Here is a 26,541-nt window from a genome sequence, read left to right on the forward strand (position 1 = left end):
TTTTTCATCCTTCTTTTATTTTTAGATTATCTATTTTCATTATATAAAACCCACTCCACGCAAATACTATAGATGCGAGGTAAAAAATACTTCCAATAGTAAGAAAGTCAACTAAATATCCTGTAACAATAACCGCAAAAGCTGCACCAACCGAAGTCCAAATGTGGTAGAGACCAATTTCCTTACCAGCAGTCTCCTTCTTAACCGTACGTGCTAGTACTGTTTTTTCACTGTTTTTCTGTATCGCACCTAATAAACCCATTACAATTTGAAGTATATATACATGCCAAATTTCATAAGCAAGCGGAATAATGAGTAATAGGAGTGCCATTCCCCATGAATAAATGACTAAGAGAGATTGGTCTCCTGTCCTGTCTGCAAATTTACCAATAACTGAATAGCTCAATGCTGCCGTAAGAGCAAATAACCCGTATGCCCAACCAAACTGTGAATAACTATTTCCAACATTTTTTAATAGCAGCACGTAAAATGGAAATATCATACTGGCAGACATACCTATTACGCCTTGATAGATTATAAATCTTCTGTATTTCATTTATAATACTCCTCATAGAAAAGATTCAGAAATCGTTTTTCAGGATCATATTTTTCTTTCAGTTCAAAAAATTCTTCCGCTCTCGGGTAGGCTATTTCTAATTGTGCTTTTGTAGGGAAGTTATAGTAAGGAAGATAATAGCTTCCGTCGTGTTCTAATGTAATATCAATCATTTTCTGTATGACCCGATCCATTTCTTCGATACTTTCTTCGTTCGTCTCTTGATTGATAAGTAATACAAGTGCAAACATATCTTCTTTTGCATAAGACATGATTGCCTCATCATTTTGCTTCACATATCGTATAGTGATATTCAGTAAGTTGATATTCTTTTCCTTTTGAAGCATTTCTCTTAAGTCATCAATATAGGAAGTGAATTCATCTACCGGTACAAAATATTCTTGTAGTAATTCCGTTTTGCTAGCACTGTCATATTCCATAAAAGTCGATTCCGAACGCATGACATTATTTCTTGAAATATAGGAACCATCAATTCGATTATTATATTCTTTTTGCGTCTTCCAAAACATATTTTTTCCATGCGTATTTATCCGAGAGAGACCAAGAAGTAGTTTTGGAATCGCAATGATTCTCTCCCGTTTTAAGGTAGTATGATTGCTTAATAGTGATTGGTCTTCGACTAAGTAATAATTAGTTACATACATTTCTGATAAAAAGCTATCAGGTGCAACTGAAATTCTTGCCAAATGCATTTTTACTGAATCACCTTTAACATGGGTTGTAAAATAAGTACTGTATTCATCATAGGTTAGTGATTTTGATTGAACTTTATAGAGTTTATCATCCGTCAATTGCAAAGTTACATCGAGAATTACACCGAATAATCCATATCCTCCATTCACTAACTGGAACAGCTCCGTATTTTCCTCCCGACTTACTTGAATGATTTTTCCTTGTGAAGTGAGTAATCTAAACGATTCTACTGTTTCCATTAAAGAAGTATATTGAATGTCACGACCGTGGACATTTACACTTAATGAACCGCCGACAGTGAAAATATTTTGAGATTGGCTTACCTTTAATGCAAGCCCATAAGGATTGATATAGGATTGGATATCCGCCCATGTTACCCCGCTTTGTACAGTGATGAGTTTATTCTTTGTATCTAAGTCAAGAATTTTATTATAGCTTTTCATGTCGAGTAGGATACCATCAGGATAAAGCGTTTGCCCACCTTGACTATGTTGCATTCCTGCTATGGAGATTGGAATATCTTTTTCATTTGCTTCTTCTATAATATTAACAATATTTTCTTCCCTATCACTTGATTTTATTGCCTTCATTTTGACAGGTAAGAGACGTCCATGATCTTTCACGACTGGTTCGGCAAGCTTTGCTTGAAAGAGTATGAGGGAACAAACAAGTAACAAAATATAAAAAATTACGAAATATTGTCTCTTATAAATTTTTCTCTCCTCCTATATCAAGTGAAACCGAGCTATACATTTTTATAATGGTTTGGAATTGCCACATAAAAAGGAGAGAAAAACCAAGATGATTGGCATTTCTCTCAACTGTATTACTTTCCTTTAAAAATAGGTTTTCGTTTTTCACTGAATGCGTTTAATGCTTCTATTCTATCTTCTGTTGGAATGGTAATTTCGTAAGCTTTGCGTTCGATACTTAATCCAGTATGTAAATCGACATTCATGCCGTGTTTGATAGCAAATTTGGCTTGTTGTAGCGCAATTGGGCCATTTACTAGCATTAGTGCTGCGAAGCTTTCGGTTTCTGCGATTAATGTTTCACGTGAAGTAACTTTAGTTACTAAGCCGTATGCTAATGCTTCTTCTGCTCTTAATCTTTTTGCTGTAAGGATAAGTTCCAATGCTTTCGCTTCTCCAATAAGACGTGGTAGACGTTGTGTACCACCTGCGCCAGGAATAATGGCTAAGCTTGTTTCCGTTAATCCTAGTTGAATGTCATTCGCTGCTATCCGGAAATCACATGCAAGAGCAAGCTCTGTTCCACCCCCAAAAGCATAGCCGTTTAGCATTGCGATGGTAGGTTGTGGAAGATTTTCAATTGCTGAAAAAACTTCTCCAATTTTTAATATATTTCGTTTTACTTGTTGGTCAGTCAATGTTTTTCGTTCTTTTAAATCCGCCCCAACACTAAAAGATTTCTCCCCAGCACCTGTAAAAATCACTACACGCACATCTGGATTTATACGAATAGTTTCAGTGATTTCTCCAAGCTCTTGAAGCATATCGTAATTAAATGCATTCAGAGCATCTGGTCTATTAAGTGTCACATAAGCAATATTTCCATGTTCTTCATAATGAATAGATTCCATTTTCTCTCCCCCAAAAATAATTTTTTCTCCCATACAAAACATATCATTTTACTATTGGTCTGTCATCTTTAGTAGATAGTTTCAAATATAGGTCGATTTTCCTTTTTTGATTTGATACAATTATGTTATTGAAATTCGAAAGATTAGAGGAATTTACATGGACATTTTTGTTGCAAGACAACCGATTTTTAATAAAAATGAACATATTTTCGCATATGAATTGTTGTATCGTAATGGACATGATAATTCCTTTCCACTAATAGATGGAGAAACAGCTACTTTAGAAGTACTCGTGCACTCCTTTTTGACGATTGGTATTAATGAACTAGCTGGAGAAAAACTATGTTTTATTAATTTCACTGAAAACCTACTAGTAAAGGATATTTTCGCAAAATTTCCAGGGAATAGAATAGTAGTAGAAATTCTAGAGGATATACCAATAACCTCTGCTTTAATTCAAAAAATTAAAGAGATTAAGTCTTTGGGCTTTTTAATTGCATTAGATGATTTTGTTCTCCAAAAAAATATAACGGTATATGATGAGTTATTTTCACTCGTTAACTTCATTAAAGTTGATTTTCTTTCAAGCACCGTGGCGGAAAGACAAGCAATCGAACGAATTGTAAAAAAGAATTATCCACATATTGTACTACTTGCCGAAAAAGTTGAGACCCGCGAACAGTTTTATGAAGCAAAAGCTGCTGGTTATGGGCTATTTCAAGGTTATTTCTTTGCTAAGCCTGAAATTATTAAAGGTACGGAAATTCCAGCCAATTTGGTACAGTACTTTCGGATTATTAGTCTTCTACGTGACAAATCTTCTTCTATTGAAGAGGTAGCAGAAGAAATTGAACGAGATGTCTCACTTTCGTTTAAAGTATTGAAGTTGATCAATTCCCCTGCAGTACGATTAAAATCTAAGATTCGTTCGATAAAGCAAGGTGTAGTTATGCTTGGCTTGGAGGAATTAAATCATTGGTTATATGTTCTTTTACTTCATGAATCTAAAGCGAATCATTCGGGTGACGGAATGGCTTTAATCGAGGCTTCCTTATTCCGTGCGAAGTTTTGTGAGTTACTTGCAAAAACTAAAGTCAAACAAAATGCGTCAGAGTATTTTTTAGTTGGCATGTTCTCTTTAATCGATACTTTACTTCATCAATCGATGAACCAATTACTTCAGGATTTACCGCTTTCTGATGAAGTAGCGGCAACACTTTCAGGTAACCTCACTGAAATGACTCCATATTTAGAGGTGGCAATTGCCTGTGATGAGGTTCGATGGGACGATATGTTAGAGGGTGCAACGATTCTAAATATCGATCACGATACCTTGAATGACATCTATATAGAAGCTCGTCGTTGGGCTGCTGAAATATTAAATTAACTACCATTCTTAGAGAATGGTAGTTTTTTTGAGCAAATGTATTTTATTCATTAAATTGGAAAAAATATTTTTTGTAGATTATTGCATTTTATATTAAAAGTTGTACAATAATATAGGAACAAACGTTCTTGTTAGAAGGAGGATATGATATGCCACTAATACCGGATGAATCGTTGCCATACTTAGAAAACATGATCTATCTTCCGATGGTTTTAACCATTTTGGAAAAGGATCGAACCATTTTTGAAAAAGGCCCTTTTAAGCTAAAACGACCTTATATATCTATGGTGGAGAAAGCCGTAAAGCAAGCCCAAAAAGAATTAAAAGAGACACATATTTATATGAAACGACATAGTATGAAAGTTCTTCGTGGTGAAGGTGATGATATGTTCACGGAGTATGTATTTTTTCATGGTGGTTATGAAGAACATCGTAGGTACTTAAACGTTCGCCTTCGAAATAGAGTAGAAGAACTCATTTCTATTTATTTTGAGCTTGTAGAAAAATCTTGTTAAACTTTAAAATTTATTAGAAGAAGATTGGTTTCTGGTCGATAAAAATCCCTCATATGAGAGGTGACTCATTCTTTTTAAAAAATGTGTATTTAGCAAATTGGCGAAACCGAATTGTTTGCTTAAAGTATTTGCCGACGTTTCAACAGTAATTGTTTGCCCATTTGTTAATAAAACCTTACACACCCCTTCACTTGCATGGAAACCATCAATCGCTTTAAGTGAAAACCAAACATTTAAATCTGATTTTGGTGAAAGTAAAGGTATTAATATACATGGATTTCCATAGTCATGTGCGATAATTATAGGAAGTTTAAGGTAATTTCCGAGTGTTTCTCTGGAAAGGTTTTTTGCTTGTTGAAATGAGGAGCCATAGTAGGCACATGATTGTCTTACTATATCGTAAGGCTTTTTACCTACTAACATAGTTTCCCCTGAAATATTAGTAACTTTTGTATAAACTTTGTTGTTTATTCGGACTGGCTGTAGAACTGCAGTTTCAAATGAAACGAGGAAGGATTTATCTTTTATTATTTTCATCGTATTTTCCACTCCTTAGTAGTTTATACATCAATTATAGTTAAATATGGAAATAAAGCAATCGAATATAACGAATTTTCTAAAATTTTCAATTAATCTTAAAATCATAATTTTCGCAAAATGATTGCATCTCTTCTTTTACTTTTATATAATGGAAAAAAGACATCGGGGTGATCAGAGATGGACAAACAATATTCATACGCAGATTTCTTAAAAGCAATGGGGCAAACAGGAAAAGAAAGTTCTGCAGAAAAATTGTTAAACGAAATTTATCTTGATATGTTTTTGAACATAATTCACCGGGAACAAAGTAGTTATAGATTATTGCAGTTAATTGATGATGCCTTAGACCAAAAAGATAAGCATGCATTCATAGAGTATACGAATGCATTACAACAATTACAAAGTATAAAGTAGACTGAAAGCCGCTTATGCAGAGCGGCTTTCTTTATGTTTAAAATTGTTTTAAAATTCGATTTATTTCTACAAAAAGTTCTTGTAAACTTATTTAGTAAGTGAAGAGATAGAGAGGGGACGGTTAAATGAAGTGTATATGGACGATTTTAATTCTATTCATTTTGTTGCCGGTAGTAGTGCAGGCGGAGGACAGATGGAATATAAAGACGGAAGAAAACTATCAGGTTTACATAGACGCTTCGGTTGATTCACTTAAACTATTAGAAAGAGACAAAACCTTAGCAAGTGGTTTATCTAAAATGACAGGCTACAAAGTGATGCCTCCACAATATTTACCGGGATCAGGATCTTCTGCTGATTGGTTTATTCAACAAACCAAAATGCCTGGAATCACATTAGAAATATCACCGTATATAGGAGAGAAGCCAGTGCCGCTTGAAAAATGGGAAGCTATCTGGAGACAAAATAATAAAGTAGGTTTGTATCTAGCCTTAGAGGCATCAAAAAGATAACAGCACAAACCTAGTAAGACCGCTTGTTTTAAGCGGTTTTTCTTATTTATGAAAAAACATACGTTCGTTTTATTCGTTTTCAAAAAGATAGTATGTTAAACTGAAAATATTCAAGTTATGGGAGGCTATCATATGGATCAAATATTCGATTTGCAAGCTCCGTATAAGCCAGCGGGGGATCAAATAGAAGCAATAAAAAAATTAGTAGAAGGGGTTCAGGAAGGAGATAAACATCAAACGTTACTTGGTGCAACAGGGACAGGAAAGACGTTTACTATTTCAAATGTAATTCAACAGATTAATAAACCAACTTTGGTAATGGCACATAATAAAACCCTTGCCGGACAACTTTATAGTGAGTTTAAAGAGTTCTTTCCTAACAATGCAGTGGAATACTTCGTTAGTTATTATGATTATTTTCAACCCGAGGCGTATGTGCCCCAAACAGATACGTATATTGAAAAAGATTCGAGCATAAACGAAGAAATTGACAAGCTTCGTCACTCGGCAACATCTTCCTTATTCGAAAGAAAAGATGTCATCATTATTGCATCTGTTTCATGTATTTATGGTCTCGGTAATCCTGAAGAATATAAAGAAATGGTCGTATCACTGCGATCAGGAATGGAAATTGAGCGAAATCAGTTGCTTCGAAAGTTAGTTGACATTCAATATGAAAGAAACGATATTAATTTCACGCGAGGTACATTCCGTGTTCGTGGAGATGTAGTAGAAATCTTCCCAGCTTCAAGAGATGAAAGATGTCTAAGAGTAGAGTTTTTTGGAGATGAAATAGACCGAATTCGAGAAGTAGATGCATTAACTGGAGAAATTTTAGCAGAACGAGATCACGTAGCTATATTTCCAGCATCTCACTTCGTTACACGTGAGGAAAAAATGCGTCTTGCCATTGAAAATATTGAAAAAGAATTAGAAGAACAACTTAAACTATTACGTAGTGAAGATAAATTATTGGAGGCACAAAGATTAGAGCAACGCACTAATTACGATTTGGAAATGATGAGAGAAATGGGATTTTGCTCTGGAATTGAAAACTATTCACGACATCTTACATTACGTGAAGCAGGAGCTACCCCTTACACGCTATTAGATTATTTTCCAAAAGATTTTTTACTCGTTGTGGATGAAAGTCATGTTTCATTACCTCAAGTAAGAGGAATGTTTAATGGTGACCAAGCAAGAAAATCAGTGCTTGTTAATTATGGTTTCCGATTACCTTCTGCTTTAGACAACCGTCCTCTTACTTTTAAAGAATTCGAAGATCATGTAAATCAAGCTATATATGTATCTGCAACACCTGGACCATATGAAATTGAACATACCCCTGAAATGGTTGAACAAATTATTCGACCAACCGGACTACTAGATCCAGTCATAACCGTTAAACCAATAGAAGGTCAAATAGATGACTTAATCAATGAGATCCATGAGCGTTCCGCGAAAAATGAACGGGTGTTAATTACTACATTAACAAAGAAAATGTCAGAGGATTTAACAGATTATTTGAAAGAGATAGGGATAAAAGTACAATACCTACACTCAGAAGTGAAAACATTGGAGCGAATTGAAATTATACGTGAGCTTCGTTTAGGGACATATGATGTTTTAATAGGAATAAACTTGCTTCGAGAAGGTCTTGATATTCCCGAAGTATCTCTTGTGGCAATTTTAGATGCTGATAAGGAAGGATTTTTGCGATCCGAACGTTCTTTAATTCAAACGATTGGAAGAGCTGCCCGAAATTCAAATGGTGAAGTAATTATGTACGCAGATAAAATGACAGATTCTATGAAAAAAGCAATCGATGAAACAAAACGCCGTAGAACAATTCAAATGGAATACAATGAAAAACACGGCATTACACCGAAAACGATTGAGAAAAAAGTTCGCGAAGTTATTCGAGCATCTCAAGTTGCCGAAGAAGAGGGAACTTATGCACAAAAGTTAACAAGTGGAAAAGCGTTAACAAAAGAAGAGAAAGAAAAACTATTGGCAAATCTCGAAAAAGAAATGAAGGATGCAGCCAAAGCGCTTAACTTCGAACGTGCCGCAGAATTACGTGATGCAATCCTCGAACTAAAGCTGGAAGGATGAAGAGTGTGAGAAACCAAGAAATTATTATACAAGGTGCCAGAGCAAATAACTTAAAAAATATAAGTCTAAAAATTCCGAGAGATAAGCTTGTTGTAATGACAGGCTTGTCTGGCTCCGGAAAGTCCTCTTTAGCATTCGATACGATTTATGCGGAAGGTCAAAGACGTTATGTAGAGTCACTATCTGCATATGCACGCCAGTTTTTAGGCCAAATGGATAAACCAGATGTAGACGTGATAGAGGGACTATCACCAGCTATTTCAATAGATCAGAAGACAACAAGTAAAAACCCACGATCTACCGTTGCTACTGTTACAGAAATATATGATTATATGCGACTATTGTATGCTCGTGTGGGAAAGCCAATCTGTCCTAACCATGGAATAGAAATTAGTTCTCAAACGATTGAACAAATGGTCGATCGTTTGAGCGAATACCCGGAAAAAACACGTATGCAAGTATTGGCTCCAATTGTATCTGGCAGAAAAGGTACGCATGTAAAACTGTTGGAGGATATGAAAAAACAAGGTTATGTACGGGTGAGAATAGATGGAGAGTTAATCGATTTAGATGATGACATTAATTTAGATAAAAATAAAAAGCATAGTATTGAAGTTGTAATCGACCGTATCGTAATGAAAGAAGGCGTTGCTGCTCGCTTGAGTGATTCGCTTGAATCAGCCCTTCGATTGGCTGACGGTAGAGTACTGATTGATGTGATGGAGCACGAGGAAGTATTATTTAGTGAGCACCATGCATGTCCAATCTGTGGGTTTTCAATTGGCGAGTTAGAGCCTCGTATGTTTTCATTCAACAATCCTTTTGGGGCATGTCCTGACTGTGATGGTTTAGGGACAAAATTGGAAGTGGATCCTGATTTAGTAGTACCCGATAAAAGTCTCACATTAAGCGAGGGGGCTATCGTTGCTTGGCAGCCAACGAGTTCACAGTACTACCCAAAATTATTGGAAGCGGTATGTAAACATTACAAAATTAAAATGAATGTACCGGTAGAAAAATTACCGATAGACCAGTGGAATAAAATAATGTACGGCTCTGGTACAGATAAAATTCGTTTTCGATATGAAAATGAATTTGGACAAGTGAGAGACAGTTCGATTCAATTTGAAGGTGTCTTGGCGAATATTGAAAGACGTTACAAGGATACATCTTCTGACTATATTCGAGAGCAGATGGAAAAGTACATGGGACAACATGATTGTCCTACATGTAAAGGATATCGTTTAAAGGAAGAAACGCTTGCTGTAAAAGTGAATTCCTTACATATCGGTCAACTAACAGAGTTTTCTATTGAAGAAGCAAATAAATTTTTCAACGAGTTAACTTTATCTGAAAAGGATATGCAAATTGCGAAATTAGTCTTAAGAGAAATTAATGAGCGTCTAGGATTTCTAGAAAATGTAGGACTCGATTATTTAACATTAAATCGCGCATCAGGTACATTATCTGGTGGAGAAGCACAACGAATTCGTCTTGCAACACAAATAGGATCTAGACTAACAGGAGTTTTATATATATTGGATGAGCCTTCTATTGGTTTGCATCAGCGAGATAACGACCGCTTAATAGAGACATTAAAAAATATGCGTGATATTGGTAATACGCTTATTGTAGTTGAGCATGACGAAGATACTATGATGGCTGCTGATTATTTAATCGATGTTGGTCCTGGCGCTGGAATCCATGGTGGAGAAATAGTAGCCGCAGGAACACCAGAACAAGTAATGAAAAACAATAAATCACTAACAGGTCAATATTTAAGTGGGAAGAAATTTATCCCTTTACCAACAGAAAGAAGAAAGCCAGATGGACGATACATCAAAATTAAAGGCGCTTCTGAAAATAACTTAAAAAATGTAAATGTGGATATTCCATTAGGCGTATTTGTAGCTGTAACAGGCGTATCAGGTTCAGGAAAAAGTACGCTAGTGAATGAAATCCTTTATAAATCATTAGCGCAAAAAATTAATCGCTCCAAAGTGAAGCCAGGGGCTAATAAGAGTATAGAAGGAATTGAACAATTGGAGAAAGTGATTGATATTGATCAGTCGCCAATCGGACGTACACCAAGGTCAAATCCTGCTACTTATACTGGGGTATTTGATGATATGCGAGATTTATATGCAGCGACTAATGAAGCGAAAGTTAGAGGATATAAAAAAGGTAGATTTAGTTTTAACGTAAAAGGTGGACGTTGTGAAGCCTGTCGTGGAGACGGAATTATCAAGATTGAAATGCACTTTTTACCTGATGTATATGTACCTTGTGAGGTATGTCATGGAAAACGCTATAACCGTGAAACATTAGAAGTACATTACAAAGGGAAAAATATAGCAGATGTATTGGAAATGACAGTAGAAGATGCTTTAGCATTTTTTGAAAATCATCCAAAGATTAGCCGTAAGCTACGTACCATTGTAGACGTAGGCCTTGGTTATATGAAATTAGGTCAACCCGCAACAACATTATCCGGTGGAGAAGCACAACGAGTAAAGCTTGCTTCCGAATTGCATAAACGGTCCAACGGAAAGTCGTTTTATATATTGGATGAACCTACGACTGGGTTACATATCGATGATATCGCCCATCTTCTAGAGGTCCTTCAACGTTTAGTAGAAAATGGTGATACTGTACTTCTTATTGAACATAATTTGGATGTTATTAAAACTGCAGACTATATGATTGATATAGGACCAGAAGGTGGAGATAAAGGAGGGACTATAATAGGTGTTGGTACTCCAGAAAAAATTGCGGAAACTAAAGGATCCTACACAGGTAAATATTTAAAGACAATCTTGGAACGTGATCGAAAAAGAATGGATGAAGTAGTATCCAAGGCATCTAAAAAGAAAAAAGAGACTGTTAAATCCAATTGAAACCTTTTTTTCCCTGATTCGTATTAGGTAGAGTACAGACTTTTAACTTAAAAGGAGGCCATTCACAATGCAAGAAGAACGTAAACGTATTTTAGATATGGTTGAAAATGGTACTATCACTGCCCAGGAAGCTTTAGGGCTTTTAGAGGTACTTGGCAAACAATCAGCTCCAGAAGTAAAAGCAGAATCTCAACATCAGGGTTATGAACATAGTAGAACGCAGCAAAAGCAACAAAATACCGATTTCTTTGAAGATTTAAAGAGAGATTTTAACGTAATGGGAGAACGTTTCATGCAGTTCATGCAAGGAACAGTTGAAAAAATTAAAGATATTGATTTTGAAATGCCTTTCGGTGAACCTGTTGTATTTCAAGAAAAATTAGTGCTTGAACAAGCTCAGTTCGATGATATATCCATTGATATTGCGAATGGTAAAATCGATATTTACCCAACAGAAGAAGAAACTACACATGCGGACGTGACCGTTAAGTCTTATAAGAACTCTTCAGAGGAAGAAGCCAAAAATCGTTTTCAGAACGATTTTCTGTTTAAGACAGAAGGAAATAAATTACGTATATATAGTGATATGAAAACGACTTCTGTTCAAATTTCCTTATTTGTACCTAAAAAAACTTACAATGATATTTCGGCACGTTTATTTAATGGAGAATTTAGTGCGAAGAGTCTTGAAGTAAAAACACTTAAAGTGAAAACGACTAACGGAAAAGTAAATCTTGACGCTATACAGATTGGTAAAGCAGATATTGAAACAGTAAATGGTTCCGTACAAGTTCAAAACATCGAGGGAGAATCAGTAGAGGTCGAGACAATAAATGGCCGTATTTATGTAGACGGAAAATTGAAGGAGCTCGAAGGTTCTTCTGTCAGTGGACATGTTATTTTAACCACGAAGGATAAGGATGCCCGTAAAATCGAAGGCTCTGCAGTTGCAGGTACTGTCGAATTATATGTAAGAAAAGATGTGTCTTTAAAAGGAGAAGTTACTTCTCAATTAGGAAAAATAGATGTCCAACTATTAGATGTGACGCAATTGAACCAATCAGAGCAATTGTTAAATAAGAAAGTTGGTTTTACGAAAATAGTAGACTCCGAAGCAGATCCGCTCAGAGTATATGGAGATGCAAAAACAGGAACAATCCTTGTACGCTATACAGTAGAAGGTGAATAAAAGAAAAAGCTGACAGAAGAATTCATTTCTTCCGTCAGCTTTTTTTGCTTATAATCTGTCTTATTTTTGTACCGTGCTACTAAAACTTTTTGATAAGGAAACACATAATTATTCAATTTGATTCTCAGCATTTTCTGATTAAGAACTATTGATACTAGACTAAAAGAAATAATTTTACAGAAGGAAGATAACTAACTAAATAATGTCGTCCGATAAATAAGAAAATCGTTGAAACGACTCCCTTTCCGCGGGCGTTGCCTTAGCCTCCTAGGCCAACACGATGTTGGTCATGCAATCGTTGCCGCAGGATGCGGCGAACTTAGATTGCCTTCCCCTCAACTGAGGGGTCTTCGTCTAACGCTATCCCCGCAGGAGTGTCGCCTTTTTCAACGATTTTCTATAAATACTAATTGAAAAAATTTAAGTGATAAAAACTTGCTCTATTAAAGGCTAACGTTTTGTATGAAAAGCGGATTCTAGTATGAGCTGAAGACCCTGGACTGAGCGTAGCGAAATTAATTTTTGCGACGAGCTTGCGCAGGAGCAAGGGAAGCGGCTGAAGCCATGCCGGCGGAACGCGTCCGCCTGGAACGGATATTAACGGGTCCAAAACAAGATTGATATGTGAACAACTTGTCGTTTACATACAGTTATGAAATCACATTGAGGAACTTTATTTCCAACGAAGAATTGCAAAGGCGATTGCTTTAGCGCAAAGTATTCTATATGTCCTAGATTGAAGTAAGGCTGCTTCTATTTTATTTGTCATAAAACCACATTCGACTAATACTGCTGGCATTTTTGTATCGCGTAGTACTGCAAAATCAGCTTGTTTTACTCCACGGTTTTTACCTTTTGTAATAGAACATAAAGCATCCTGAATAGACTTTGCAAGTAACGTAGATTGTGCGGAAGCTTTTGAATACGTAAATGTTTCAATACCGGTTGTGTTATTCCATGTAGATCCAAACGCATTAGCATGTATAGAAATAAATGCGTCCACTTCCAGCTTATTGGCAAGTGTTGTCCTTTCATAAAGGGGAATATCTAAATTACCAGGATGACTTACTAAAACGATCACCCCGCAATTCTTTAATTCATCCTTTAAGAATCCTACAACTGCATTATTAAATTCGAATTCCTTCATTTTCCCATCTGGTGTGCGTTTCCCGAGTGTTTCTGGCCCATGTCCTGCATCTAGCATGATTTTCAACATTAAAATCTCTCCCTTCTTTTAATAAATAGAAGATGAAAAGATAAATGGATACTATTAAATAGAGTAATCATGCTAAAATAAGAACTATGTGAGAAATAGTAGCGAGAAAGGGGACTCAATATATGCCACATGTGACGACAAAGGACGTAAAAGAAAAGTTTAACCTCACATTAATTAGTGGAGAAGAAGGTATGGGGCGGCATATTGCATTAAGTGATATATCAAGACCTGGAATTGAAATAGCAGGTTATTTTACACATTACCCATCTAATCGCATTCAACTATTAGGAAAAACAGAAGTTTCCTTTTTTCAGTTATTAGAACCAAATGAAAAAGAAGAGCGTATGAGGAAACTTTGTGCTCCTGATACACCTGTAATCATCGTTTCACATGGTATGGAAGTTCCCGAAGAATTAATAGTAGCTTCCAATAAAAATTCTGTTCCTGTACTAACGACTAGTATGGCGACAACTCGATTTTCGAGTATACTAACTAACTTCTTAGAAAGCATGCTTGCACCAACTACAGCAGTACACGGCGTATTAGTAGATATTTACGGGGTGGGCGTGTTAATCACTGGGAAAAGTGGTGTCGGGAAAAGTGAGACAGCACTTGAACTCGTGAAGAGAGGGCACCGATTAGTTGCGGATGATTGTGTGGAAATTAGACAAGAAAGTGAAGATACGCTAGTTGGTAGTGCACCAAAATTAATTGAGCATCTTCTAGAAATACGAGGTATAGGCATTATTGATATTATGACTATGTTCGGGGCTAGTGCAATTCGTACATATAAACGTATTACATTAGTAATTGAATTAGATTTATGGGATGCTGAAAAAACGTATGAGCGACTTGGACTTGAAGAAGACAAAATGGAAATATTTGATACAGCTATTACAAAGCTGACCGTTCCAGTTCGACCAGGTCGAAACTTGGCAGTAATAATTGAAGTAGCGGCGATGAACCACCGTTTAAAACGAATGGGTGTCAATGCTGCAGAAGATTTTGCGAAACGATTAGATGATGTAATTAGCCAAAATGGAGAAAATGAATATTAATATAACGATTGAAAGGAGTTTCATATGAATTTATTACAAGCTATTGATCCAGTAGCTTTTTCACTCGGACCGTTGGAAGTAAGATGGTACGGAGTGATTATTGCAGTGGGAATTATACTAGCGTTTATAGTAGCACAGCGTGAAATGGTGAAGCGTGGTTTTCATCCAGAGTACTTAACGGATTTATTGATTTGGGCTGTCCCTTTAGCAATTGTGGGGGCAAGAATATACTATGTAATATTTAAATGGGATTTTTATAGTCAAAATCCGGAAAAAATTATTCAAATCTGGAATGGTGGTATAGCAATTCATGGCGCTTTAATCGCTTCTTTTTTAACTGCTTATTTTTTTACGAAAAAAAGAGGCACCTCTTTTTGGAAGCTTACAGACGTTGTAGCTCCTAGTTTATTAATAGGTCAAGCAGTTGGACGTTGGGGTAACTTTATGAATCAAGAGGCACATGGAGGAGAAGTAACAAGAACATTTTTAGAAAACTTGATGCTACCTAACTGGATAATAGAGCAAATGTACATAGATGGTAAATATTATCATCCGACATTTTTATATGAATCCGTCTGGAACATTATAGGAGTTATTATATTAATTTCACTTCGTAAAGTAAATTTACGTCGTGGAGAAATATTCTTATTATATATCATCTGGTATTCTGTAGGTCGTTTCTTTATTGAGGGTATGAGAACGGATAGCCTTTATTTAATTGGAGATTTGAGAACTGCTCAAGTCGTTTCACTACTAGGTATTATCATAGCATTAATTTTACTTGTTTATAGAAGAATTACTGTTAAGCCTGTGGTGCATTATTTAGATAAGTAAGGAAAGAAGGAAGAGGATTGGAAACTTTAAAAAGGGGTTTTTTAGCTGGGCTTAAAACTACTTGGACTTTGAGTAAAATAATATTTCCTATCACATTATTTGTAGTCATATTGCAATACACACCTATTTTCCCTTGGATCATCCAGGTTATTTCTCCATTTATGGAGCTTATTGGTTTACGAGGAGAGGCAGCAATCCCTTTAGTTCTGGGAAATGGTCTTAATCTATATGCTGCAATTGGTGGGATTCTTTCATTAGAACTTACTGTAAAAGAAGTATTTATATTAGCCACAATGCTTTCTTTCTCCCACAATATTTTTATCGAAACGGGTGTAGCTCTTCGGGTGGGAGTAAAGCTGTGGATTGTATTAGTTGTTCGATTTGGATTAGCGATTCTCTCTGCTGTCATTATTAATTTGGTATGGCAGGGAGGCGGAGAAATCGCTAAATATGGCATAACAACTGCTACTCAGCAAATACCAGATGGCTGGTTAGAAATAGCGATTTTAGGTATACAAAAAGCGACGTTTGGTGTCTTGCAATTGGCGATAATTGTCATACCGTTAATGGTTATTATTCAGTTTTTAAAGGAAAAGGGTTATTTACAAAAATTCTCAGAAATGATAGGGCCCTTCACAAAAATAATTGGATTAAAACCAAATGCCTCATTAACTTTAGTTATTGGATTAGTGATGGGATTAGCAATTGGAGCAGGTGTAATGATTCAAGCTGTAAAAGAAGATGGTGTAAGTAAAAAAGATGCAACAATCGCATTTATCTTCTTAGTTGCTTGTCATGCTGTGATTGAGGATACATTAATCTTTATTCCTTTAGGAGTTCCGATACTACCATTATTTTTGATTCGAATTATGACAGCATTTGTCTTGACAATCATTGTTGCATACTTATGGAATAAGGCGGAGCAGACAAAACAAAAGGAAGTGGCAACACCATCATGAGAAGTCCTTATAAAGCCTTACTATTCGATTTTGATGGAACACTACTAAATACAAATGAACTTATCATAGAAACCTTTTTACATGTTTTAGGAGATAAATTTCCTGGGAAATATAATAGAGAAAGTGTTTTGCCTTTTTTAGGGCCACCTTTAGCAGAAACTTTTAATACAATTGACCCTAATTTAACGAAAGCACTTATTGAAGCGTACAGATCTTGGAATATACAAATGCATGATCAAATGGCTGTTCCTTTTGATGGAGTTGTAGATACACTATATAAGTTGAAAGATGAAGGTTACAAATTAGCTGTCGTGTCGACAAAAAGACGAGTTATGATTGATAAAGGCATTAAGCTGATGCAATGTGAAAATCTTTTCGACACAATTGTAGGTATAGATGATGTTAAACAGCCAAAACCAGACCCTGAACCAATTGAACTGGCCCTTAAGAAACTAAATGTAAAAAAAGAAGATGCACTGATGATTGGTGACAATTTACATGACATAGTTGGAGGACAAAGGGCTGGAGTTGATACTGCAGCAGTTGCATGGTCCTTAAAAGGAGAAGCCTTTTTAGCTACTTTTCTACCTACCTATATGTTACATCATATAAATGATTTGCTTATAATTGCAAAGGGGCAAACAGTATGAGAAAGACTGAAAGGTATCCTGTGAGTGGAGCAAATTCCTTGTGGCATGTGTATGATACTGTCCCATTTTGGAAAGTTGTTAAAAATTTTATTTTTATCCAAGCAGCTAGGTATTCACCATTTTTAAGTTGGAAAAACTTCTTTTATCGCACTTTTTTAAAGATGAAAGTTGGTAATGAAACATCTTTTGCATTAATGGTTATGGTAGATGTAATGTTTCCGGAGCGAATTAAAGTTGGTGATAACTCTATCATTGGGTATAATACGACGATTTTAGCACATGAATATTTAATAGACGAATATCGTATTGGTGATGTTATTATTGGCAATCGAGTGTTGATTGGTGCCAATTCGACGATTTTGCCTGGTGTGACAATTGGTGATGATGCCATCGTATCGGCTGCGACGCTTGTAAATAGTGATGTGCCAGAAGGTTGCTTTGTTGGAGGAAATCCTATGCGGATTATTTATACGAAAGAAGAAATGCTGGAACGCAATAGATGATATAGAAAAGCTATTCTAATTAGACAGTAAGCTCTAGTTGAATGGCTTTTTTTTATATATAAAAAGGCTCTCGTATGTTGACGAAAGGATAAAAATAAGATAAAATTTAAAATAATTTATCGTATTAGTACTCTAGTGTATTAAAGTGAATTTAGGAGTGAACTACATGAGTAAAATTCAAATGTTTGAGAAACCTTTAGGGATGAGAGATTCATTTCCTGAAGTGAATGAACAAAAAGAATATATACGGTCAACTGCGAGAGATTTTATACGAAACAAAGGATATGACTTTATAAAAACGCCATCAGTGGAGTATTTTGAGACGATAGGAAGAGCATCTGCCATTGATGAATCCTCTCTTTTTAAATTAGTAGACAATCAAGGGGAAATGCTTGTATTACGACCAGATATGACGACTCCGATTGCGAGAATCGCGGCTGCTAAACTATTAAAGGAAAAAAATCCATTACGATTGGCTTACTATGCTAATGTATTTCGCGCTCAACAAAGAGAAGGTGGTAGACCTGCAGAATTTGAACAATTAGGGCTTGAGTTAATCGGCGATTTTAGTGCATACGGAGATAGCGAAATCATACATACAGCAGTCGAACTTGTGAAAGAACTTGGTGTGGAGAGCTTTCGTATTACTATTGGACACGCAGGATTGTTAACAGCAATTTTAAGAAATAATACTCAAACAGACAAACAAGTAGATTCCTTGCGACAACTATTAGTTGAAAAGAATTTTGTAGGCTTTGAACAAAAGTTAGAGGAGCTAGAGTTACAACAAATACAAAAAGTGAATCTTACGAACTTGATTGAGTATACGGTCGAATCTAAAGCATTAGAGGAGTTTCGACAATTTTTAACAAATGATCAACAGTACTTGATGGATCAAGTAGATCAACTTCGAGATTTACTAGAGTTACAATTATGTGATACTTCCATTGCATCCTTTGATTTTACACTAGCAAGTCACATGAGTTATTACACGGGTATGCTTTTTGAGATTCATGCTGCAGGAAGTGGCTTTCCTATTGGTAATGGTGGAAGATACGATGCATTATTTAATCTTTTTAATGAAAAAGTTGGTGCTATTGGGTTTGGAATTAGAGTAGACAGACTTTTAGAGGTACTGCCTAGAAATGAGTTAAAAGAAAAGCATACGTTGATCTTATTTCAAGAGGGACTTTATAGAAAAGCTAGTGAACTTGCAGAAGAACGAAGAAAAAAAGCAGAAAGAGTAACGCTTCAATATATGGCAAGTGTAAATGATATAGATGCCTATAAAAAGACATTTGATGATGTTATTACTGTCTCAGAAGGTGGTTCTTTACGTGAATGATTTAACAATTGCAATGCCAAAAGGACGCATATTTGAAGAAGCATATAAATTATTTGTAGAAGCAGGATTCGATTTACCAAAAGAAATAAATGATTCTAGAAAGTTGATCGTAGAAGCGCCTAAGGAAAATATAAAATTTATATTAGCAAAACCAATGGATGTTCCGGTTTATGTGGAGCATGGGGTTGCAGACATCGGAATTGCTGGAAAAGATGTACTATTAGAACAACAACGAGATGTCCACGAATTGCTTGATTTATATATAAGTAATTGCTATATAGCAACTGCAGGACTTCCTAGCACTCATATGAACGAGATTGCTCCGAGAGTAGCCACGAAATACCCAACTATAGCAACGAACTTTTATAAAGAAAAAGGGGAGCAAGTGGAAATTATCGAGCTAAATGGTTCTATTGAGTTAGCTCCAATGATAGGTTTAGCAGATCGAATTGTGGATATAGTATCTACTGGTCAAACGTTAAAAGAAAATGGACTCGTAGAATATGAAAAAATTGTCGACATCTCTTCTCGATTAATTGTTAATCCCGTTAGCTATCGAGTAAAACGGGAAAGAATTAAAGAGTTCGTTGCACAATTAAAAAATGAATTAAATAAAAGGTAGGGAATGTTATGCAAATAGCAAAGCTTTCGAATACAATTTCGCTACAACGATCAGTGGAACAGGCGAATGCAGATCATGTAACTACAGTTCGTGAAGTAATTGAACAGGTCCGAAAAAATGGAGACAAAGCTCTATTTAACTATACCGAGAAATGGGACGGGGCAAAGCTTACGAACCTAAGAGTAACTGAAGAAGAGGTTGAGGAAGCGTTTGCTAGTTTTGATTCGCAGTTAATAACAGATTTAGAGGAAGCAGCAGTAAATATTCGTGCCTTCCATTTGCAACAAGTCCGTCAAAATATTGACTTTCCATTAGAGAAGAAATCTTATATACATTATAAAATCACACCATTAGATGCAGTTGGATTATATGTACCTGGTGGAACTGCTGCTTATCCATCATCTGTTTTAATGAATGCGATACCAGCGATTGTTGCAGGAGTCAAACGAGTGGTAATCGTTTCACCTCCATCAAAAGAAGGGAAGCTTCCAGCTTCTGTACTAGTTGCTGCTAAGATAGCTGGGATAAAGGAAATATATAAGGTCGGTGGAGCTCAAGCGATTGCTGCTCTAGCATATGGAACGGAAAGCATCCAAGCAGTAGATAAAATTACTGGCCCAGGGAACAGTTATGTTGCACTTGCAAAAAGAGAAGTATTCGGAAAAGTAGCGATTGATATGATTGCTGGACCGAGTGAAATAGCGATTATTGCCGATGAGACAGCTTTTGCAGATGAAGTAGCTTCTGATTTGTTAGCACAAGCGGAGCATGACCGATTTGCCAGTACGGTTTTAGTTACAACGAGTGAAAAACTTGCAAGAGAAGTGGCGGATGAAGTAGAAATACAGTTAAAACAATTACCTCGAGAAGAAATTGCGAGAGCGTCTATCGAAAATTTTGGTCGTATTTATATTGCAGAATCTTTGGCACAGGCGGTAGATGCTATTAACGAGCTTGCTCCGGAGCATTTAGAAATAATGACGAAACGTCCAGAAGCTATAAGTGACCAAATTAAGCATGCTGGTGCAATATTTGTTGGAAGATTTAGTAGTGAGCCAGTTGGTGATTATTTCGCTGGAACGAACCATGTACTTCCTACTAATAGTACTGCGAGATTCTCTAGTGGGCTTTGCGTAGATGATTTTATTAAGAAAACAAGCGTTGTATATTATTCAGAGGAAATGTGGCAGGAGCAATACCCTAAAATTGCTCGTTTAGCAAGACTGGAGCAATTGGAAGGTCATGCACGATCGGTAGAATCAAGAAGTTGGAAAAAGGGGGATTCAAATTGACGAATGATAGAATTGCTAAAATTGAGCGAATGACGAATGAAACAAAAGTTTTTGTTGAAATAGATTTAGATGGAGAAGGAAAAGCAGTAATTGATACTGGTGTTCCTTTTATGGATCATATGCTTGATTTGTTTACAAAACACGGGCTATTCAATACAACAATAAAAGCGATTGGCGATACTCATATTGATGATCACCATACGACAGAAGATATTGGAATTGTACTGGGCCAGGCGGTTAAAGAAGCATTAGGTGATAAAAGAAGTATTAAACGATACGGAAATGCTTTTGTTCCAATGGATGATGCTTTAGCACAAGTAGTAATAGATATCTCCAACCGTCCACATTTAGAATTCCGTGCACAATTCCCAACACAAAAAGTCGGGAATTTTGATACAGAGCTTGTGCATGAGTTCTTATGGAAGTTTGCATTGGAAGCACGTATGAATGTCCATGTCATTGTCCACTATGGTGCAAATACTCATCATATGATTGAAGCAATCTTTAAAGCACTAGCTCGTGCCATTGACGACGCAATCACAAAGGATGAGCGTGTAAAAGGCGTTCCTTCCACAAAAGGATTACTTACATAAGAATAGCGCAAGGCGCCTAAAAAGGAGATATGAGCATGACATCCATTCAAGTGTACCCAGCGATTGATATGAAAGGCGGAAAATGTGTCCGCTTATATCAAGGGGATTATGAGCAAGAAACTATATATGGAGATTCTCCATTTGATATGGCTAAAAAGTTTGCAGACGAAGGAGCAAGCTGGATTCATTTGGTAGATTTAGATGGTGCGAAGGATGGCGAAAAGATACATGCTAATGAAGTCATTCGGATTGCAAAAGAACTCCCTGTGAGTGTTCAAATTGGCGGAGGGATTCGATCGAAAGAGGATGTTCAATTTTATTTAGAAAAAGGGGTTAACCGTGTCATTATTGGTAGTCTAGCGATTGCACAACCTGAACTAGTAGCGGAATTACTGGAAGAATTCGGTGGAGACAGAATTGTAATAGGCTTAGATGCAAAAGATGGAATGGTAGCAACACACGGATGGCTAGAAACCTCTTCTAAATCTGCTGTGGAAGTAGGACAGTATTTTGCTTCTAAAGGGGCAAAAAATGTTATTTTCACTGATATTGCAACAGATGGAACACTTCAAGGACCAAATTTAGCTGCCAACAAAGAGCTTGCACAGGCAACGGGTCTTTCAGTAATTGTTTCGGGAGGTATAAGTTCGCTTAAAGATCTTGGAGAAGTCGCAAGGCTAGCAAAAGATACAACCGTGAGCGGGGTCATTACAGGCAAAGCGTTATACAATAATCGCTTTACTCTGAAGGAAGCATTGCAGGAGGTTACAAAGTGGTAAAGAAAATTATTCCTTGTCTAGATGTGAAAGATGGACGAGTTGTCAAAGGAATTCAATTTGTTCAATTAAGAGATGCAGGAGATCCTGTAGAGCTAGCAGCTTTTTATGATAAGGAAGGGGCAGATGAGCTAGTATTTCTAGATATTTCTGCTTCTGTTGAAGGACGCGAAACAATGATTGATGTCGTGAAAAAAACGGCTTCTCAAATTTCTATTCCCTTAATTGTTGGAGGGGGAATAAGAACGGTAGAAAATATGAAGCAATTAGTAGAGGCTGGAGCAAGTAAAATTTCCATTAACTCTGCCGCAATTAGCAATCCATCTGTAATTACAGAGGGGGCAAAAACATTTGGTTCCAATAAAATCATTGTAGCGATCGATGTAAAGTGGTCTGATGCCGATCAAGAGTGGTTTGTATACACTCATGGGGGTAATCAGAAAACAGATTGGAAAGCAGTAGACTGGGCCAAAGAAGTAGAAAAACGTGGTGCTGGAGAGATTTTACTTACGAGTATGGATCGTGATGGAGAAAAGGATGGATATGATATTGCCATCACAAAGCTTGTGAAGGATGCTGTATCGATTCCTGTCATTGCTAGCGGTGGAGCTGGGAATGTGGAACATATATTAGCAGCGTTTAAAGAAGCAAATGCTGATGCTGCACTAGCAGCTTCCATCTTTCATTTTAAAGAAACTAGTGTGCGAGAAGTAAAAAACTACGTTCGTGAAAGAGGAGTAGATGTAAAATGACAAACTTAACATTTGATGAAAAGGGTCTTATTCCTGTTATTGTTCAACATGCTATTACAAGAGAAGTTTTAACCCTTGCTTATATGAATGAAGAGGCATATTCAAAAACAGTGGAAACAAAGGAAACTTGGTTCTTTAGTAGAAGTAGACAAGAATTATGGCATAAAGGGGAAACTTCCGGTAATACGCAACAAGTTGTTTCTATTCGTTCGGATTGCGATTCAGATGCTTTAGTAGTAGAGGTGTTGCCTAATGGTCCTGCTTGTCATACTGGAGAAAATACTTGCTTCCATAATACTTTAGAAAAACTGGACGATACGGTTGGATACAATGTCATTACATCCTTAATTGATATTATTGCGGAAAGAGAACAAACGATGCCAGAGGGTGCATATACTACTTATTTATTTGAAAAAGGCGTAGATAAAATTTGTAAAAAGGTCGGAGAAGAATCTTCGGAAGTCATCATTGCGTCCAAAAACAATGATGCAGAGGAATTGAAGTGGGAAGCAGCAGATCTTCTTTATCATTTACTTGTTTTATTACAAAACCAGAAAGTGAGCTTTTACGATTTACTGCAAGTGCTTCAGAAGAGACATGAGAGTAAAAAACAAAAGTAACCAGACTGTTAACAAACGCTCACATTCTTCGTTACGTTCACATAGATGTTAGCTCATGAACTAAACATTCCATTCGCTTCTAGTGCAGGTTCTGGTTCACACCAGGTAAATCATGACCGGGATGACGCTTATGATAATATCTACGAAATTCATCAAGTAGTAGTTTTTGTAATTAATATAAAACACATAAATAATAGATGTTTATGATATACTGAGGGATATACTAATAAGGGACGTTATATACGTTCCTTATTATTTTTCGGAGGATTATCTTGAATAAAAAACGTAAAAAGGATTTAAAAGAAAATATTATTTCGTTTTTGCCAACTGGCGATTACTACTATAAAAAAGCATTAGGTGAACTTCAAAAAGAACAATATAATAAAGCACATAAATATTTGAAAAGAGCAGTTGAGTTAAGTCCGAATGACGCATCTATATTATTGCAATACGCAATACTACAAATGGAATTAGATAATTTCGAAAAGGCACATGAACTTTTAAGAGAGGCTAATGTGCTTAACCCAACGGAGCCAGAAATTGTCTTCCTCCTTGCAGAAGTAAATGCCCATTTAGGAAACTTTGTGGATGCAAATCGTTTTGCTAGAGAATATTTAGAAATGGATATTCAAGGTGAATATACAGAAGAAGCAATGGAGATTGTGGATTTTACGGAACAAGATAACTTAGAGCTACTAGATATCGACAGTCCTTCTAGTGAAGCACTTTTTCAACAAGAAAAATCCCGCCGATTGATGGAAGAAGGAAAGTTTAATGAAGCGGTAGAATTACTTGAATCGATTATTACCGATAATCCAGAGTTTTGGGCAGCGTATAATAATTTAGCATTAGCTTATTTTTATATTGGGGAAGAGGAACAAGCAAAAGCTTTGCTCCATCAGGTATTAACTGAAAATAGAGGGAATATTCATGCGCTTTGTAACTTGGCAGTCATCCATTATTATGAAAAAAATACGGAGGAATTAGAAGGAATTACAAGTATTCTTTCGAAAATAAATCCTTATTTTGTGGAGCATCGATATAAGCTAGGGGCTACTTTTGCGTTAATCGGAAAGTATGATGAAGCTTATAAATGGTTAAGAAGTTTACAGCGTAAGGGGTTCGAAGGAGATCCTGGGTTTTATTTTTGGCTTTCTCATTCTGCATATTTTGCTGGACATGAGGAAGTTGCCCGAAATGCATGGAAAGCCTTACTAAAGTTAGATCCAGAAAAAGCAGGATTTGAACCTTGGTTGCCTCAGATGAAGGATATAAATAGTGATGGTTCAGAACATCAAAGAGAGTTTATATTGGAAAAACTTCAAAATAAACATGTAAGTGAACGCATTTTTGGTTTTTATCTACTGGGAAAATCAAAGCATCGCCAAGAAATAATATCTCATCCCCAATGGATTAAAGTAGAAGAATTGACGACGATGGAAAAATTGTTCTTGGCACAATCATTAGGACATTCTTTTGATGAAAAATCGGTTGCTGAAAAAGCATTTATGCGAGCGATTGCGGCAACTGATTTATTGTATGAAAAATATAAACCTCTTACTCAGACTGCTACGTACATTTTTCAAATGTGGTTCGTGTTAGTTGAACGAGCTCTTGAAAAAGGTTATGGGTTTAAAAATCCTAAAGCGTTGGCAGCTGCAACGGAATATATGTTTGAATCTTCACGTTCTAAAAATGTGACAAAAAAGTATTATGCTGACCAGTATGGAATAACAACTAACACACTAACAAAGTATGTGAATGAATTAATGCAATTTCTACCGCTTTTTGATGCTTAAGCAAAAAAGTTGAAGTAAGTTGAGAATTCCTTTAGATTGAGTGTTAGTAGAATTGTAGGGGGAATTAGCAATGACGGAAGAAAAAATTTATGACGTAATAATAATCGGAGCTGGACCTGCCGGAATGACTGCTGCAGTTTATACATCACGCGCAAATCTGTCGACATTAATGATTGAACGTGGGATACCAGGTGGACAAATGGCGAATACAGAAGAAGTCGAAAATTATCCAGGTTTTGAAACTATTTTGGGACCAGAACTTTCGACAAAAATGTTTGAGCATGCAAAAAAATTCGGAGCAGAGTATGCATACGGTGATGTTGCAGAAATAATCGATGGTACTGAATACAAAACTGTTAAAGTTAGTGGAAAAGAATATAAAGCATTAGCAGTAATTATTTCTTCTGGTGCTGAATATAAGAAAATGGGAATTCCAGGAGAAACTGAACTAGGTGGACGTGGAGTAAGTTATTGTGCAGTATGTGATGGCGCATTCTTTAAAGGGAAAAACCTAGTTGTTGTAGGCGGGGGAGATTCTGCTGTTGAAGAAGGGGCATTTTTAACGAAATTTGCCGAAAAAGTAACTATAGTTCACCGTCGCGATGAGCTACGTGCACAAAAAATCTTACAGGATCGTGCTTTTGCAAATGAGAAGATTGATTTTATTTGGAATACGACTCTAAAAGAGATTCATGGAAAAGATGGCAAAGTAGCAAGTGTAACTTTAGTTTCGACTGTTGATGGTTCTGAAAGAGAATTTGAAACCGATGGGGTTTTTGTTTATGTAGGAATGTTACCATTAACGAAACCATTTAATAATCTAGGGATTTTAAATGAAAATGGCTATATCGTGACAAATGAAAAGATGGAAACATCTATTCCAGGTATTTTCGGAGCAGGGGATGTACGTGAAAAAATGCTTCGCCAAATTGTCACGGCAACAGGAGATGGAAGTATCGCTGCTCAGTCCGCACAACATTATATCGAGAATCTAAAAGATAAGAATGTTACAAATGCTTAATTTAAATTAATCTTATTTTAATTCGTTTGTAACCTTCTTGAAACACATCAAGTGTATAG

General features: G+C 36.2%; 26 protein-coding genes. 21 read left to right on the forward strand and 5 right to left on the reverse strand.

Annotated elements, in window-relative coordinates; translation table 11 throughout:
* Positions 1–4 precede the first annotated feature (4 nt).
* From AM499_RS00665 to AM499_RS00675, 3 genes are all read right to left on the reverse strand, one after another.
* A complete protein-coding gene (locus tag AM499_RS00665) occupies positions 5–556 on the reverse strand; it encodes an MFS transporter (protein WP_053588398.1) in 552 nt (183 codons plus the stop codon).
* Entirely contained in the window at positions 553–1,983 is a 1,431-nt protein-coding gene (locus tag AM499_RS00670; protein WP_053588399.1) for an FAD-binding oxidoreductase, read from the reverse strand. The genes AM499_RS00665 and AM499_RS00670 overlap by 4 nt, the downstream gene beginning before the upstream one ends.
* A gap of 113 nt (positions 1,984–2,096) precedes the next feature.
* Positions 2,097–2,873: an enoyl-CoA hydratase-related protein gene (locus AM499_RS00675; protein ID WP_053588400.1), complete on the reverse strand. Its 777-nt coding sequence runs from the start codon at positions 2,871–2,873 to the stop codon at positions 2,097–2,099.
* Between the two features lie 157 nt (positions 2,874–3,030).
* On the opposite strand from AM499_RS00675, the gene AM499_RS00680 reads away from it, so the two are divergent.
* Both AM499_RS00680 and AM499_RS00685 read left to right on the forward strand, forming a co-directional pair.
* Positions 3,031–4,260: an EAL and HDOD domain-containing protein gene (locus AM499_RS00680; RefSeq protein ID WP_053588401.1), complete on the forward strand. Its 1,230-nt coding sequence runs from the start codon at positions 3,031–3,033 to the stop codon at positions 4,258–4,260.
* A 149-nt stretch (positions 4,261–4,409) separates the two neighbouring features.
* A complete protein-coding gene (locus AM499_RS00685) occupies positions 4,410–4,775 on the forward strand; it encodes a YhjD family protein (RefSeq protein WP_053588402.1) in 366 nt (121 codons plus the stop codon).
* A 3-nt stretch (positions 4,776–4,778) separates the two neighbouring features.
* Here AM499_RS00685 and AM499_RS00690 read toward each other — a convergent pair whose 3' ends face one another.
* Positions 4,779–5,312: a competence protein ComK gene (locus AM499_RS00690; protein ID WP_053588403.1), complete on the reverse strand. Its 534-nt coding sequence runs from the start codon at positions 5,310–5,312 to the stop codon at positions 4,779–4,781.
* Positions 5,313–5,492: 180 nt separating this feature from the next.
* Here AM499_RS00690 and AM499_RS00695 point away from each other — a divergent pair, with 180 nt between their 5' ends.
* From AM499_RS00695 to AM499_RS00715, 5 genes are all read left to right on the forward strand, one after another.
* Positions 5,493–5,729, forward strand: coding sequence for an IDEAL domain-containing protein (locus tag AM499_RS00695; protein WP_053588404.1), 237 nt, complete (start codon positions 5,493–5,495; stop codon positions 5,727–5,729).
* A 125-nt stretch (positions 5,730–5,854) separates the two neighbouring features.
* Positions 5,855–6,241 carry a M14 family metallopeptidase gene (locus AM499_RS00700; protein ID WP_053588405.1) on the forward strand — a complete coding sequence of 129 codons (387 nt, stop codon included), beginning with the start codon at positions 5,855–5,857 and terminating at the stop codon, positions 6,239–6,241.
* A 132-nt stretch (positions 6,242–6,373) separates the two neighbouring features.
* Positions 6,374–8,356, forward strand: coding sequence for an excinuclease ABC subunit UvrB (uvrB, locus tag AM499_RS00705; RefSeq protein WP_053588406.1), 1,983 nt, complete (start codon positions 6,374–6,376; stop codon positions 8,354–8,356).
* Positions 8,357–8,361: 5 nt separating this feature from the next.
* Positions 8,362–11,253, forward strand: coding sequence for an excinuclease ABC subunit UvrA (gene uvrA, locus AM499_RS00710; RefSeq protein WP_053588407.1), 2,892 nt, complete (start codon positions 8,362–8,364; stop codon positions 11,251–11,253).
* A 67-nt stretch (positions 11,254–11,320) separates the two neighbouring features.
* On the forward strand, positions 11,321–12,442 hold the full coding sequence (locus AM499_RS00715) for a DUF4097 family beta strand repeat-containing protein (RefSeq protein WP_053588408.1): 1,122 nt from the start codon (positions 11,321–11,323) through the stop codon (positions 12,440–12,442).
* 673 nt (positions 12,443–13,115) lie between these two features.
* Here the strand turns inward: AM499_RS00715 and AM499_RS00720 are convergent.
* Positions 13,116–13,658, reverse strand: coding sequence for an N-acetylmuramoyl-L-alanine amidase family protein (locus AM499_RS00720; RefSeq protein WP_053588409.1), 543 nt, complete (start codon positions 13,656–13,658; stop codon positions 13,116–13,118).
* A 122-nt stretch (positions 13,659–13,780) separates the two neighbouring features.
* On the opposite strand from AM499_RS00720, the gene hprK reads away from it, so the two are divergent.
* The 14 genes from hprK to trxB all read left to right on the forward strand — a co-directional run bounded on the left by hprK (position 13,781) and on the right by trxB (position 26,482).
* Positions 13,781–14,716 carry an HPr(Ser) kinase/phosphatase gene (gene hprK, locus AM499_RS00725; RefSeq protein ID WP_053588410.1) on the forward strand — a complete coding sequence of 312 codons (936 nt, stop codon included), beginning with the start codon at positions 13,781–13,783 and terminating at the stop codon, positions 14,714–14,716.
* A 24-nt stretch (positions 14,717–14,740) separates the two neighbouring features.
* A complete protein-coding gene (lgt, locus tag AM499_RS00730; protein ID WP_053588411.1) occupies positions 14,741–15,550 on the forward strand; it encodes a prolipoprotein diacylglyceryl transferase in 810 nt (269 codons plus the stop codon).
* Between the two features lie 17 nt (positions 15,551–15,567).
* Positions 15,568–16,509, forward strand: a complete 942-nt coding sequence (locus AM499_RS00735) for a nucleoside recognition domain-containing protein (RefSeq protein ID WP_053588412.1) — start codon at positions 15,568–15,570, stop codon at positions 16,507–16,509.
* Positions 16,506–17,159 carry a pyrophosphatase PpaX gene (gene ppaX / locus AM499_RS00740; RefSeq protein ID WP_053588413.1) on the forward strand — a complete coding sequence of 218 codons (654 nt, stop codon included), beginning with the start codon at positions 16,506–16,508 and terminating at the stop codon, positions 17,157–17,159. The genes AM499_RS00735 and ppaX overlap by 4 nt, the downstream gene beginning before the upstream one ends.
* Positions 17,156–17,662 (forward strand): acyltransferase, encoded by a 507-nt coding sequence (locus AM499_RS00745; RefSeq protein ID WP_053588414.1) that lies wholly within the window; start codon positions 17,156–17,158, stop codon positions 17,660–17,662. The genes ppaX and AM499_RS00745 overlap by 4 nt, the downstream gene beginning before the upstream one ends.
* A gap of 166 nt (positions 17,663–17,828) precedes the next feature.
* Positions 17,829–19,007, forward strand: a complete 1,179-nt coding sequence (locus tag AM499_RS00750) for an ATP phosphoribosyltransferase regulatory subunit (RefSeq protein ID WP_053588415.1) — start codon at positions 17,829–17,831, stop codon at positions 19,005–19,007.
* On the forward strand, positions 19,000–19,629 hold the full coding sequence (gene hisG / locus AM499_RS00755; protein ID WP_053588416.1) for an ATP phosphoribosyltransferase: 630 nt from the start codon (positions 19,000–19,002) through the stop codon (positions 19,627–19,629). Before AM499_RS00750 ends, hisG begins: the two co-directional genes overlap by 8 nt.
* Positions 19,630–19,637: 8 nt before the next feature.
* Positions 19,638–20,921 (forward strand): histidinol dehydrogenase, encoded by a 1,284-nt coding sequence (gene hisD / locus AM499_RS00760; RefSeq protein WP_053588417.1) that lies wholly within the window; start codon positions 19,638–19,640, stop codon positions 20,919–20,921.
* A complete protein-coding gene (gene hisB / locus AM499_RS00765; protein WP_269432383.1) occupies positions 20,918–21,514 on the forward strand; it encodes an imidazoleglycerol-phosphate dehydratase HisB in 597 nt (198 codons plus the stop codon). Before hisD ends, hisB begins: the two co-directional genes overlap by 4 nt.
* A 35-nt stretch (positions 21,515–21,549) precedes the next feature.
* On the forward strand, positions 21,550–22,293 hold the full coding sequence (gene hisA, locus AM499_RS00770; RefSeq protein ID WP_053588418.1) for a 1-(5-phosphoribosyl)-5-[(5-phosphoribosylamino)methylideneamino]imidazole-4-carboxamide isomerase: 744 nt from the start codon (positions 21,550–21,552) through the stop codon (positions 22,291–22,293).
* The gene (gene hisF / locus AM499_RS00775; protein WP_053588419.1) at positions 22,287–23,042 is read left to right on the forward strand and encodes an imidazole glycerol phosphate synthase subunit HisF; all 756 of its coding nucleotides are present in this window, start codon (positions 22,287–22,289) and stop codon (positions 23,040–23,042) included. Before hisA ends, hisF begins: the two co-directional genes overlap by 7 nt.
* Complete coding sequence (gene hisIE, locus AM499_RS00780) at positions 23,039–23,662, forward strand: bifunctional phosphoribosyl-AMP cyclohydrolase/phosphoribosyl-ATP diphosphatase HisIE (protein WP_053588420.1); 624 nt, start codon at positions 23,039–23,041, stop codon at positions 23,660–23,662. Before hisF ends, hisIE begins: the two co-directional genes overlap by 4 nt.
* Before the next feature lie 272 nt (positions 23,663–23,934).
* Positions 23,935–25,461 carry a tetratricopeptide repeat protein gene (locus AM499_RS00785; RefSeq protein WP_053588421.1) on the forward strand — a complete coding sequence of 509 codons (1,527 nt, stop codon included), beginning with the start codon at positions 23,935–23,937 and terminating at the stop codon, positions 25,459–25,461.
* A gap of 70 nt (positions 25,462–25,531) precedes the next feature.
* Complete coding sequence (gene trxB / locus AM499_RS00790) at positions 25,532–26,482, forward strand: thioredoxin-disulfide reductase (protein WP_053588422.1); 951 nt, start codon at positions 25,532–25,534, stop codon at positions 26,480–26,482.
* Positions 26,483–26,541 lie beyond the last annotated feature (59 nt).

The organism is Bacillus sp. FJAT-22090, from assembly GCF_001278755.1.
Lineage (GTDB): Bacteria > Bacillota > Bacilli > Bacillales_A > Planococcaceae > Psychrobacillus.